This is a genomic window from Mucilaginibacter gossypiicola, assembly GCF_900110105.1.
GTDB lineage: Bacteria > Bacteroidota > Bacteroidia > Sphingobacteriales > Sphingobacteriaceae > Mucilaginibacter > Mucilaginibacter gossypiicola.
Genome location: NZ_FOCL01000004.1, coordinates 130,376 through 144,306 on the forward strand (window position 1 = coordinate 130,376; position 13,931 = coordinate 144,306).

The following is a 13,931-nucleotide window of genomic DNA, read 5'->3' on the forward strand; positions in this document are numbered from 1 at the left end:
ATGGATACTAATATTAAGCAATTAAAAGCGCTGATGCAGTATACAGCCGACTGTGTTGAGGCCAGGCTGCAAACCGTATTTGGTAATGACGCAACTTATTTGCCGCCATTGTTGCCTCAGTTAGAGCGAAATGGCAGTGTGCTCGAAAAATTGATCGACGATCATGGGCTGAGCAGTAATGAGATCATTATATTGATGATGGCCCTGGCACCGCATCTACAGGTTGAGTTTTTTGACGGGATCATTCAACCATACATGCGCGAATCGGGCGACTTTCAGCCGATTGGTGGTGTCAGGAGCCGCAATGGACGCAGCTTTTTGCCAACCGGCCAAACAGCAGTTTTTGTTTTGGCGGGAGATGATCTTGAAAAACGGCTGGAGATAGCAGACCTCTTCCATCATCATAGCAATTTGGCCAAACAGCATATTTTGCATCTGGAGGATGTGCCAGAAGGGGAGCCGGCTTTATCAGGCAGGCTGGTGTTGCAGCCAGAGTACGTTGAACTGTTGATCAGCGGTACCGAATCTATCCCTAAACTAAGCATGAACTTTCCTGCCCAGCATCTCGAAACTACGTATAACTGGGACGATCTGGTGCTTAATGATACCACCCGAAAACAAATTGCCGAGCTGGAAAACTGGGTAAACTATCAGCAGGTACTCATGACCGACTGGGGCATGGAGCGGAAACTGAAGCCCGGTTATCGCGCCTTATTCCATGGGCCACCGGGAACTGGTAAAACGCTTACGGCATCTCTGCTCGGTAAGTACACGGGCAAACCGGTTTTCAGGATCGATCTGTCGATGATCGTATCCAAGTTCATCGGCGAAACAGAAAAAAATCTTTCTAAACTGTTTGAAAAGGCTGATAATAAAAACTGGATCCTGTTTTTTGATGAGGCAGATGCACTTTTTGGTAAGCGTACCAATGTTAAAGATGCGCATGATAAATATGCCAACCAGGAAGCATCTTACCTGCTGCAGCGTGTGGAGCAGCACAACGGCCTGGTAATACTCGCTACAAATTTTAAAAATAACATTGATGAGGCCTTTATGCGCCGTTTTCAGTCGGTTATCAACTTCCCGCTCCCCAATGCCGATGAACGGTATACCATCTGGCAAAAATCATTCCCACCAAAAGCCAACCTCAACGGGCATATTAACCTCGAACAGATCTCGCGTAAATATGAACTTAGCGGCTCTGGTATCCTCAATGTAGTACAGTTTGCATGTTTGCAAATGCTGGCCCGCAAAGAAAGCCGGATCTCATCCGAACTGATATTGGAGGGCATAGAAAGAGAATATACTAAGGAGAACCGTGTTTGGTAGGGGTATTTCACAACTAAAAACCCAATTGTAACATATTCGCTATCTATAATCTGTACAAGTAAATCGATGGTTTGTACATTGATTTGGTAAGCCGGGTTGAGCACTTTTAGGCTGGCCTGGATCCTATTTAAACTTCAGTGATAAAGAAAATTTAGCTTCGTGCTTATTAGTGCGGTTTGCGTAAAATTGAATAAATTTAGCAACTCATCGCCTATCACAATTCCGTGACTTTCACAGGAGATGATTTTACTATGGTTTTGTCTGTAATTATCTCTGGGGCAATAAAATACTAAGTGTATGTTTAAATATATAGCGACATGTTTTATTGTTTTAATTTTTGCCTCAAACGCATCCGGGCAAAAAAAGATGGACATTGCTACCATTAAACTGAACCTCGATAATCAGAAAAACAAAGCCGATACAAATACCATAAAGCTGCAAATACAATTAGGCAGCTACTATCTCAACAAACAAGGCGACCACAAAGACGTGCTGGACAGCGCCATAACTGCTTTTAATAAAGCTATAGAAATGAGCGTTATTGTCCATTCGGCAAAATGGCTTAATGAGAGCATGATGCTTAAAGGGACAGCATATCTTAAGCAAGATAACCTGAAGCAGGGCAAAGCTGTTTTTATGGAGGTGATTGGGTATTACCGTAAAATGGCTGATAGATACCAGGAGGGTAAAACTCTGGCCCGTTTAGGCGACAATATATCTATAGATAATACCGCTGCGGTTCCCGATAAAATAAATAGTTATGAGCAGGCGCGGGCTTTATTTCAGCAAACAGGCCATAAACTGGATGAGGCTGATATGAACAAGAATATAGCCGACATCCACCTTAATCAAAAAAAACTTGATCTGGCCGAGACAGAACTGCTCCAGGTGCTGGCACAATACAAAGCAATAGGATATAAAAAGCTTCACTATACTTATCACTCTCTTGCTGAATTAAGCAAGCAAAAGGTTGATCTTCATAAGGAACTTTATTATCGTCATGAGGTGATAAAAAGTATGACTGCCTCGGCCGATACTGCCCTCGCCGATTTTTACTACGCCAAACTTGCATTGGTATATGCCGACCTTGATAAATATGACCAAAGCCTTGTTTACATCCTCAAATCGGCCGAGATATTAAAACATAGAAAACAGTACGAAGACTTTTACGGGTACCTGAGTCTCATCATCTATGATTTCATAACAGCAAAAAGGCCTAAAGAAGCCCTGGCATATTTGAAGCAGGCCGTAATTGACGTACCACCAAAGATCCTGGCACAACAAGTGGATATGTACGAGGCGTTCGGCAATATTTATGTTGCCCTTAAGGATTACCCTAAAGCTGAGGAGTATTATCTGAAAATGATGGACGTGTATAAGATCACTAATTTTAGTAAAGATTTTTATACCACCAATGAGCAAATGGTTACCGACTTTGTGCATTACAACGAAACCATGGCCGGTTTTTATCTGCTAACACGGCAGTTTAAAAAAGCAGGGATCTATACCCAACAAATTTTATCGTTACCATCAAATAAGATAAGGCCTATTACCCTTACCAAGATTCATCGCATGCAGTTTCGGGTTGATTCGGCGTCTGGTAATTATGTAGCTTCGATAAAACATTTCGAGATCCATAAACGCCTGGATGATTCACTGTTTAACGCTATTAAAAATAAACAGATTGAAGAGCTTGAGATCACTTACAAAACCAAGCAAAATAAGCAGTCGATAAGGTTTTTACAAGAACAGAGCAAGAGCCAGAGAAACGAAATTCAAAAGGCAAACATGCAGCGCAATATTACTTTTGGAGGAGTAGCTATGCTCATTGTGATAGCAGGGCTGGCATTTAATGGTTACCGGCACAAGCAACGGAGCAACCAGCAATTGCAATTAAAACAGAGGGAGATCAATGATCAGAATTTATCATTACAAAAGCTGCTTAACGAAAAGGATAACCTGCTTGATGAAAAGGACTGGCTGTTAAAGGAGGTGCACCACAGGGTAAAAAACAACCTGCAAATAGTAATGAGCCTGCTGAATACGCAATCGGCATTTTTGAAAAATAATGCTGCACTTGCGGCCATTCGTGAAAGCCAGAACCGTGTACAGGCCATCGCACTTATACATCAGAAGTTGTATAGCAATTCGGATGTATCTTATATTGATATGTCGGTTTATATTAATGAACTGATCAGCTATTTGGCCGATTGTTATAATCCTGGCGATAGGGGGATCCGTTTTGAACAGATCGTACAACCTGTAAAACTTGATGTTGCCCAAGCTGTACCCGTTGGCCTTATATTGAACGAAGCCATTACTAATGCCATTAAATATGCTTTCCCGATGCAACGGGGCGAAATTAAAATAACCCTGCAACTGGCCGAAGAAACCATTATACTCACCATAACAGATAATGGGATAGGCCTGCCTGGTGATTTTGATATCCAAAAAGCAAGTTCGTTGGGAATGGAAATGATGAAAGCCTTGAGCAAGCAGTTGGGCGGTTATTTTAAAATGGAAAATTGCGGTGGCGCTGTAATTACAGTCGAATTCAGGGCCGAGAAGCAGCTAAATAATATTGAACGAAAAACTTTTGTAGCTAATTGATAATATGAACAAAAAGATATTAATAGTTGAGGACGAATCGCTGGTGGCGTACGATCTGAAATTAATATTAACCCGTGCCGGTTATAAAGTTTGCGGCATTGCCGATTCTGTAACCGAAGCATTAGAGATCATTGAAGAACAAAAACCGGAAATGGTTTTGCTTGATATTTTTTTAAAGGGAAACCAAACCGGTATCGATCTGGCCAAAATTCTTACTTCAAAAAATATTGCATTTGTATACTTATCGGCCAATTTTCAGGAAAGTATTTTGGAGCGGGCAAAAGCTACACAGCCTTACGGTTTTTTGGTAAAGCCATTCCGCGAAAAAGAGTTACTGATTACCCTTGATGTTGCTTTTTACCGGCATCAAAACAGTATTGAATCAAAATTACGGCAGGAACAGGCACTGGAGCTGGTGTTTAAAAACATTGTTGCCGAACCCATACCCTGGAAACAGAAATTGTTGAAAATAGCAATGAGTATTCAGCCGCATGTACCGTTTGATTATTTAACTACCACTATGAAAAATGGTGTAGGTTTCCCGGGTAATGCCATCTCATTTTTTCGTACAGGATTTGATGAGTACCAGGTTATAGGTACAGATGAATTTGTGAACATCACAAAAACAAATAGGGACCAGTTGAAGCAAATGCAGGATGGCAGCCCGCGGACTACTAAGGCTGATTTTTATAATGCAGCCGGTTTTGCAAAGATATGGCCGGAGTTTCCGGTTAAAAAACTTATAGCCCAGGTTTTTAATATGCAATCGTTTTTAGGACTGCCTTTGCTTTCGTCAAGCGGGGATGTTATTCAGTTTTCATTTTACAGCCGAAAAACAGATTGTTATACCAATGATCATTTGATTTTGTTAGACCGTTTGCACAGGTCATTATTAATGGCAATAGAAGAGATCATTCCGTTAGATGCTCCTGAGCCATTAGTAACGAGGTCTGATAAATCAACACAAGGCGAATTAAGAGAGAAAAACAAGGCCACCGGTTTTAAAGATATCATATGCAAAAGTCATCAGATGCTTACTGTGCTTGACCATATAGGCATTGTAGCTCCGCTTGATACATCGGTACTGGTGCTGGGCGAAAGCGGAACAGGAAAAGAGCGGATAGCCAAAAGTATCCATTACCTGTCGTTTCGTAAAAATAAGCCTTTGGTGGTGGTAAATTGTGCATCGATGCCCGCTACCTTGATCGAATCGGAGTTATTTGGTCACGAAAAAGGGGCTTTTACAGGAGCTGTGGAAAAGCGTACCGGCAAATTTGAGCTGGCCGATGGCGGTACTATCTTCCTGGATGAGATAGGCGAAATGCCTGCCGAACTGCAGGTGAAATTGTTACGTGTATTACAGGAGCAGGAAATTGAACGGATAGGGGGTAAAGGCCCCATTAAGATTAATGTACGCATAGTGGCGGCTACTAACAGGAACCTCGAAAAAGAAGTTGAAGAAGGTCGTTTCAGGCTCGATTTATATTACAGGCTGTTTGTTTTTCCAATTACAATTCCCCCTTTAAGGGAGCGTAAGGATGACATCCCTGTATTAGCCAACTATTTTTTGGAGCGATATGCACAAAAAAGCGGTAAAGCAATAACGGGTATATCACCCAATGTGATGAATCAATTACTTGATTATCATTGGCCGGGTAATGTGCGCGAGCTTGAGCACTTTATTGAACGTAGCATCCTGTTAACCGATGGGCCGGTAATAAAAGATGCTTACCTGCCTAAATTACAAGGGAAAAAAGAAAACCCTGTTTATGCCGAAACTGCAACCGACAGATTGAAAACCATTGATGAACACGCCCGCGACCATATTTTGGACGTGCTAAAACGCTGTAATGGCAAAATCAGTGGAAAGGACGGAGCCGCATCCAAGTTAGGTTTACCGCCATCAACCTTACACTCAAAAATGCAAAAGCTCGGTATTAAAAAGTGGGAGTAGGGTTGCTGTATTTTATGGTAACTTTCTGATTTAGAGTATGTTTTTTGTTGGAATGTGCTTGAGGTAAGCGCCCTTTAGTGACGGCTTTTGGGGGTTAATACTGTTTTTTTGTTTAATTTACTGATTATCAGTGATATGTGTGTAGATAAGACGAATTTCTGTTAACCCTGTTAACCCCCCCCATTTAAGGGATTAAAGCGTGAGGGAATGCGCGATTCCCCTCTTGAGAGAGTAATTGCCCATGAAAAGACATAAGTAAGGAACAACCGCCGTATCGACTCACCTCGACATCGCTACGCTTGTCACCCCTCTCTACGCAAGCGTAAAGAGGGGCCTCCTTCTCATTTTTTCTTTACCCTCTTTCCGCCAAAGGCGAAGAGAGGGTGGTCCAGCGTAGCGCAGACCGGGTGAGTCAACTATGCGCCACACCAATCTGATTTAACTGTCTAATCATGGGCTATTACTCTTGAGAGGGGTGGAGGGGTGTGTTTTTGCTTTGATAAGTTTACCGCAGAAACACACCCCTGCTACCGCTCGTTCCTTCGCGCCCCCTCTCGAGAGGGGATTTTAAAGTTTTTGCCAGATTAATCATTTAATTTACACAACTCCTTAACAATATAGACTTGGTCTCAATACTTTATCATTTTGATAATTTGTATCTCCCAAAATGATAGAGGTGGACTTTAACTCGACAACACTAACTGTTGTTCAAGGGGTATTAGAGGCGACCTTGAGTCTTTTGGCACAGGTTTAGTTTACTACCGGCTTTTACTATAAAGTTAAAAGCCATGGCAACATTTTATATCATACTTAAAATAACCTCTTTATTAACAGTAATCGTTCTTTCTATCTCAGGCCCAAAAAAGAAAAAAGTATTACCCAAAAAGGAAATGAGCGGGTTTGCTGTAAACCCCGACGGTTACCTGGAGCACTTCAAAAATAACCCTGAATACCATCAGCCGGTTTAATAATTATCAAAATAACTTGTTTTGAAAATAGAAGCCTTTCATTTTGATAGGCTTTTTTTATGCACCGACCCGGCTCAAAAAACTAAAATCTTCATTTACACAGTCTAAACCAATAAATGGCACATGCGTGCCACAACGGGCATTCTTTTGGCATTGGGGTATGTACAGTTATTCAACAAATCCGTGCTGATAGCTGAAATAAACATATAAAATGGAAGATGAACGAATTATTGTGAGGCCGGCTATCCCGGCCGATGTGGTGTTCGCCGATGAAATTATCAGGGAAATGGAAAGCTCGGCCATAGCAAGGGGCTCGGGGATTTCCAAAAGATCGGCAACCTCAGTAATAGAAAAGATCGACGCCGGCAAAGCCATAGTTGCCGTGACGGAAAATGGCGAATGGGTAGGTTTCTCCTACATCGAAACCTGGGACGACGGAAAATTTGTATCCAACAGCGGTCTTATCGTATCACCGCAGCATCGTAACCAGGGTGTTGCCTCCGAAATTAAGGACTGCATTTTTAACCTTTCGCGCAGCAAATACCCAACAGCAAAAATATTCAGCATTACATCCGGTTTGGCCATTATGAAAATGAACACCCGTCTTGGCTTTGAGCCGGTAACCTACGCCGAGGTAGCACGCGAACCCCGTTTCTGGGATGCCTGCAAAAGCTGTGTAAACTACGATGTACTGCAAAGTAAAAATCGTTGCAATTGCTTGTGTACCGCTATGTTATTTGATCCTCAACTAAACTAATCAATCATGATGAAAACATTGAATGAGCAGCCTGTTACTTCCTTAGTTGGGCATACGATGCCTTTAAATCCGCATTTCTTCAGCGAGTCTGTTGTGCTGCTGCAGCATATGATCAAAATATCGTCGTTCAGCGGTGATGAAGGCGCGGTGGCCGATACCATACATCAGCATTTAGTTGGTTATTCGGTAAAGGTAAAACGGCAGGGGAACAATATCTGGTGCTTTAATAAATACTACGATGAAACTAAACCGACAATATTGCTTAACTCTCATATGGATACGGTTGTGCCAAACGAGGCTTACACGAAAGACCCGTTTTGCCCGGAAATAAGTGAAGGAAAGCTTTACGGTTTGGGGAGCAATGATGCGGGCGGTTGTGTAGTATCGTTAATAGCCGCTTTCCTGCATTTTTACTGCTACCAGGGTCTTGGTTTTAATTTATGCCTCGCCATTACGGCCGAAGAAGAAAATTCGGGCGAAAATGGTATCAAATCAATCCTGCCCTTGCTGGGCAATTGTGAATTGGCCATAGTTGGCGAGCCAACCCTATTACAAATGGCCATTGCCGAAAAAGGCAACCTGGTTATTGATTGTGTAAGTAACGGCCGCCCCGGACACGCTGCACGGGAGGAGGGCGATAACGCCATTCATAAATGCCTGCGCGATCTGGAATGGTTTAGCTTATACCAGTTTCCGCAACAATTAAAAGGGATTTCGCCGGTAAAAATGACGGTAACCACTATTAAAGCAGGTTCGCAACATAACATTGTGCCGGGCAGATGCGAGTTTACTGTTGATATCAGGCATGATGATACCTTTTTACAACATGAGATTGTTGATATTATTAAACGCAATGTATCCTGCCAGGTAACCCCTCGCCCCGGTTCGCTGGGTGCTTCATCGGTATCTCTCGAGCATCCTATTGTTAAAACCGGGATTGCCGTTGGCTGTAAAACTTATATCTCGCCCACCACGTCTGATCAGGCTTGGTTATCCATTCCCTCGGTAAAGATTGGCCCCGGAGATTCGGCCCGTTCACATTCGGCTGATGAATTTATCTACCTCGAAGAGATCAAGAAGGGTATCAATCTTTATGTACGGTTGCTTGAAACGCTGCCGCTGATGCTCATCAATAATCCAAACAAATACAGAAATGAAATCAAGCATATTAATAATTGATGACGAGGTAAAGCTCAGCGAATTAATGGCCCGCATACTGGTATTGGAAGGTTATCATGTGATTCAGGCTCCCAATGCAAAAGCAGGTTTGCGCCTCATTGAGCGCGAGGATGTAAGGGTTGTATTAAGTGACGTAAAGCTGCCCGACGCCAATGGTGTTGAGCTGGTACAACGGATCAAACAAATGAAACCCTACATCGAAATCATTAACCTAACGGCTTTTGGTACTATCAGCGATGGGGTGCTGGCTATCAAAAATGGCGCTTTTGATTATTTAACCAAGGGCGATGATAACGACAAGATCATTCCGCTGGTCAGCAAAGCGCTTGATAAGGCCAACCTGCAATACCATATCAATGAATTGCAAAATGAGGTTGAAACCCTGCACGGTTTCCCGATAGTGTTGGGCCAATCACCGGCGATACTTGAAGCGGTTGAACTTGCGAAAAAAGTAGCCCGAACCGATGCCACTGTTTTGCTTTTGGGCGAAACTGGTACAGGCAAAGAGGTATTTGCCGAAGCTATCCACTATGAAAGTTTACGCAAAGACAAGCCTTTTGTCGCGGTTAACTGCAGCGCTTTTAGCAAGGAGCTTTTAGAGAGCGAATTGTTCGGTTATAAAGCCGGCGCATTTACCGGTGCGCTGAAGGACAAGAAAGGCTTATTTGAAGAAGCCAACGGCGGGACCATATTTTTAGATGAGCTTGGCGAAATGAGCCATGACCTGCAAGCTAAACTATTGCGGGTATTGGAAAACGGAACTTTTATTAAAATAGGAGAGACGCGAACCGTAAAGGTAAACGTACGTCTCATTGCAGCTACCAACCGCGATTTGCAAAAGGAATCGGAAGATGGCCATTTCAGGCTCGATTTGTTTTATCGCCTTTCAGGATTTTCGATTGTGCTGCCTCCGCTAAGGGACAGGATGGGAGATATCGAAGTATTGGCGAGGCACTTTATCAAGCTGTATTCGGCCAAGGTGAAGAAAAAGCAGCCCGACGTGGATGAGAATTTTTTTAAGCTGCTCAATCAGCATAAATGGAACGGTAACATCCGCGAGCTTAAAAATGTAATTGAGCGGGTGATTATCCTCATGGATGAACCGATGCTGACCCCAAAACTGTTGCCCAATGAATTTCATAACGGCGGATATTATGACCTGGTAGCACTTGATCTCGACAGTGTTGAACGCCACCACATCCGCAGGATACTAAAGTATGTTAAAGGGAATAAATCGGAGGCTGCCCGGGTACTTGGAATTGGCCTGGCTACCCTGTACCGCAAAATCGAAGAGTATCATATTATCATGAACTGATAAAAGGAGGATAATTAAAAAGAATATGTCATGCTGAGCCAGTCGAAGCATGGGTGGGGAGGGCCTCTGCGCGCGACCCTTCGACAAGCTACCCATGACATGATTTAAAATGGGTCATGGGTAGCCTGTCGAAGCATAGCGGGTAGGGCCTCTACGCGCGACCCTTCGACAAGCTCAGGGTGACAGCCCTGTTGCGTTGATATTCCACTTCAGAGCCTACAGACTCTTATCCGCTCACCATGAGAAAACCACCTTCTCAAAATGAAAGAGATCATCCAGATATCAGTCATTGAAAAATAAAGTAAAAACTAATAAACTGCTGATAATCAAATCGGCGAAAAATATTGCAGACGCTTTGGTATAGCAATTGGCAGGCGTGCCATAATTAACGCAGGCAGGAGCATTTAAAACTAAACACTGCAACACGCTCCGGCCGCGAACAAATAATCTCATACAAAAAATGAAAAAACTTCTCTTATTTATTGCTTTAGGCCTTACACTTCTTTTAGCCTACGCCCAGGCGAACGCTGCATCTTTACAAGACAGCACCATTGTTAAAGATACCGTAAAAACCAAACCCGAACCGTTTGCTTTTGGCGACTTTACCTGGCTTAACGGCAACGACCGCCGTCATAAAGCTTTGCTTGATACCAAATATTTCACCGGTCGTTTCCTGCTTGATTTTAATTATACTGCATCAAACAATAACCCGATAGACCATACAGTAGTTGGTTCAACCGCTTTAGCCCGTGATCATGAGTTTGAAATATCTACAGTAGCCTTCGGGGGCGATTTTCATTACGATAACGTTCGTGCCAGCGTACTTACCCAATTCGGCACCCGGTCGACAGTTGTGCCCCGTAACGATTTTAGTGTTACCCGCGGGCAATTTGATCTTTCTACCGCTTATCGCTATCTGAGTGAGGCTAACGCCGGTTATCACTTCAATGTATTGAACGGTATTAACGTTGATGCGGGTATATTCATGTCGTACGTAGGCTTGTTTTCGTACTATAATGCCGAGAACTGGGCTTACCAGCCATCCTTCACCAGTGATAATACGCCATGGTTTTTTAATGGTATCCGTGTTCAGATCTTCGTATCAGATAAACTGAAAATTGAGCCATGGATCATTAACGGCTGGCAATCATACGGTATGTTTAACAGCAGGCCGGGTATTGGTGGGCAGATCCTTTGGCGCCCAAAAGAGTGGTTGCAATTGCTAACCAACAATTACTACGGTGCCGACACCCAGGACAAGCCAGGCCGTAAACGTTTTCATACCGATAATAGCGTGGAGGTACGTTACTATAAAAGCAAAAACACTTTTGTAAATAGTATGGCCTTCTCCCTAACCGGCGACCTTGGCGATGAAAAAGGCGATGGTGTAAATGGCTTTAAATCCGATCCTGTTAAAGGCCCTGCCCAATATTTTGCCAGCGCTATGTTTTACAACCGTATGGTAATGGCTAACGGCCACTTAGGCTGGACTATAGGTGGAGGCGTGATGAATAACCCGGGCCGTTACCTGGTGCTTTACCCAACCGGCGATGCAAACCCAATTCCGGCAGTGGGTACCGGAGCAATCGGCACACATCCATTCTCAGCTAACCCTGGCGATAAGTTTCATGCTTATGACTATTCAACCACTGTCGACCTGATGCCTAACGATTACCTAACATTCAGAATGGAGGTAGTTCACCGTCATGCCGATGTGCCTTATTTTGCCGGTCACGGTGGCGTTACTTCGCCCGATGGTTATAATACCACACCGCTTTCCGGGACTAATTTTACGCCCGATCTGGTGAATTCTGAAACAAGATTTATAGCTGCCTTACTGGTGCGCTTTTAAGCGCAGAGAGGCATACAATATAAACGTATTTTAAAACCGCGATAACTTATCCCGTTTGGATTGTAAGGGTAGGTTTAGTAAAGGTTGGAGGCCGGGTTTTGCCGCCCGGCTTTTTTATGCCCTTAATTTCAAGATAAAATAGTAAACAAAATGAAAAATTCAATTAAAATGATCATCATCATGGTGATCGGTATACAGGCAAACCGCCTTATGGCACAAAGTGAAAATTATAAAACCGGGATCTATCTTACAGCTCAGGATTACAAAACCGGGAAACTGAGCTACGTACCCGAAATAGGTAAAAAGCTAAAGCTCCATGAATTTTTAGGAGGAAACCAAATTAGCGTTACTTCCGGAAGTAAAAAGATCTCGCTGTCAAAAAGGGATGTTTTTGGTTACCGCGATGGAAGTAAAGATTACAGGTTTTATCAAAATGATGCATATGAGATACTCGATACAGCCGGTTTTCCGCTTTATGCACATGTACAACTGATACCGCAGGGAAAAGGTTATGCCCGCGCCGAAACCTACTTCTACAGCACTGGTACTGCAACGCCTGTTTTAAACTTGACTGTAGCAAATGTGTACAGGAGTTTCCCGGAGCAAAATGACTTTAGGTACAGCATCCGCAATTATTTTCATGGCGATGCCGATCTGATGGCTTATGACAGTATTAACAGGGAGTACCAGCTTAAATACCTGTATTTTGAACATCAGCATGCAAAAGGTATTCAGCATGCGTCCTTATAAATAATTAACTATTGATTTTCCAAACCAAACAGTAATCCCGGCGCGAGGCCGGGACTGTTTACATTTCTAAAGCTTGCTTAATGTCTGCTATCAAATAATGAGGATCTTCTAAACCAATGTACATCCGGATTAATTGATGGTGGTCGTCACCGGCCGAATACTCAGCCTCACTAAAAGAAGCAATGGCCGGCACAACAAGGCTTTCATGCCCTCCCCATGACACGGCAAGTAAAATATGTTGCAGACTGTTGCAAAACTTTTCAATTTTACTGAATGAGCTGTTTTTTAATGTAAGGCTAAATAAACCTCCGCAGCCCTGCATTTGCTGGCTAACTAAATCAGCCTGGTTAAATTGCGGGCTAAAAGGCCAGATCACATCCTGCACAGCCGGGTGACTGGCAAGCCATTCTGTAATGATCCTGGTACTTTCAAAACTGCGTTGTAGACGGAGCGGCAGCGTTCTTAATCCGCGTAGCAACAGCCATGCCGAGTTTGGTGACAGTGCCGGTCCGGTATTCATAAATTCATGCTCAAAGATCTTTTTTAAAAGGGCTTTACTGCCGGTAAGCACACCTGCCACAACATCCGAGTGACCGCCGATGTATTTGGTTGCTGATTGTGCCACAAGATCAACCCCCATTGATATGGGTTGCTGATAAAGGGGACTACAGTAGCTGTTATCGATCATGGTTGTGATTCCCTTTGATTTGGCAAAGCCGGTCACTTTTCTGATGTCCTGCAATGCATAGCAAAATGTATTAGGGCTTTCGAGGTAAATTAAGCGGGTTTGGGGTGTTGCCGCCTGTTCAAAATTTTCAAAAACTGCTCCGTCAATAAACGTTGTGGTGATGCCAAATTTGGGTAGAAAATCTTTAAATAATTTAATTGTCCAGCTGTACAGGTTATCAACAGCGATAATATGATCGCCGGTTTTTAAGAGCGATAAAATGGGGACACTTATAGCACTGATACCGCTACTGAATAAAAGGGCATCTTCGGCCCCATCCAAAGCGGCGAGTTTTTTTCTGAGTATATTGAGTGTGGGGTTTTGCCCCCTTGAGTACAAGTTGCTTTCAAATTCGTCACTCATGGCCTCCCTTAACCCGGCAACATCTTTAAAACAGAAATTGCTTGATTGCATAATTGGCGGCGAAACTGAGTTAAAGTAGTGTTCTCTCTCCTCCCCAAGCTCATTTAAAATAAATGACAAATCCATA

At 43.2% G+C, this 13,931-nt stretch carries 10 protein-coding genes; 9 read left to right on the forward strand and 1 reads right to left on the reverse strand.

The window, feature by feature from the left end:
* The 9 genes from BMX50_RS14225 to BMX50_RS14265 all read left to right on the forward strand — a co-directional run bounded on the left by BMX50_RS14225 (window position 1) and on the right by BMX50_RS14265 (window position 12,714).
* Window positions 1-1,329, forward strand: coding sequence for an ATP-binding protein (locus tag BMX50_RS14225; protein WP_091211830.1), 1,329 nt, complete (start codon window positions 1-3; stop codon window positions 1,327-1,329).
* A gap of 297 nt (window positions 1,330-1,626) precedes the next feature.
* Window positions 1,627-3,939, forward strand: a complete 2,313-nt coding sequence (locus tag BMX50_RS14230; RefSeq protein WP_091211214.1) for a tetratricopeptide repeat-containing sensor histidine kinase — start codon at window positions 1,627-1,629, stop codon at window positions 3,937-3,939.
* Between the two features lie 4 nt (window positions 3,940-3,943).
* Window positions 3,944-5,893 (forward strand): sigma 54-interacting transcriptional regulator, encoded by a 1,950-nt coding sequence (locus tag BMX50_RS14235; protein ID WP_091211215.1) that lies wholly within the window; start codon window positions 3,944-3,946, stop codon window positions 5,891-5,893.
* A 788-nt stretch (window positions 5,894-6,681) separates the two neighbouring features.
* Window positions 6,682-6,861, forward strand: coding sequence for a hypothetical protein (locus tag BMX50_RS14240; RefSeq protein WP_091211216.1), 180 nt, complete (start codon window positions 6,682-6,684; stop codon window positions 6,859-6,861).
* Between the two features lie 211 nt (window positions 6,862-7,072).
* Window positions 7,073-7,618: a GNAT family N-acetyltransferase gene (locus BMX50_RS14245; RefSeq protein WP_091211217.1), complete on the forward strand. Its 546-nt coding sequence runs from the start codon at window positions 7,073-7,075 to the stop codon at window positions 7,616-7,618.
* Between the two features lie 6 nt (window positions 7,619-7,624).
* Window positions 7,625-8,797 carry a M20/M25/M40 family metallo-hydrolase gene (locus BMX50_RS14250; protein ID WP_317040880.1) on the forward strand — a complete coding sequence of 391 codons (1,173 nt, stop codon included), beginning with the start codon at window positions 7,625-7,627 and terminating at the stop codon, window positions 8,795-8,797.
* Complete coding sequence (locus tag BMX50_RS14255; RefSeq protein ID WP_091211218.1) at window positions 8,772-10,112, forward strand: sigma-54-dependent transcriptional regulator; 1,341 nt, start codon at window positions 8,772-8,774, stop codon at window positions 10,110-10,112. The genes BMX50_RS14250 and BMX50_RS14255 overlap by 26 nt, the downstream gene beginning before the upstream one ends.
* Window positions 10,113-10,572: 460 nt before the next feature.
* Window positions 10,573-11,964 carry an outer membrane beta-barrel protein gene (locus BMX50_RS14260; protein ID WP_091211219.1) on the forward strand — a complete coding sequence of 464 codons (1,392 nt, stop codon included), beginning with the start codon at window positions 10,573-10,575 and terminating at the stop codon, window positions 11,962-11,964.
* 150 nt (window positions 11,965-12,114) lie between these two features.
* Entirely contained in the window at window positions 12,115-12,714 is a 600-nt protein-coding gene (locus BMX50_RS14265) for a hypothetical protein (RefSeq protein WP_091211220.1), read from the forward strand.
* A gap of 58 nt (window positions 12,715-12,772) precedes the next feature.
* Here the strand turns inward: BMX50_RS14265 and BMX50_RS14270 are convergent, their stop codons facing one another.
* Entirely contained in the window at window positions 12,773-13,930 is a 1,158-nt protein-coding gene (locus BMX50_RS14270) for a trans-sulfuration enzyme family protein (RefSeq protein WP_091211221.1), read from the reverse strand.
* Window position 13,931: the final 1 nt, after the last annotated feature.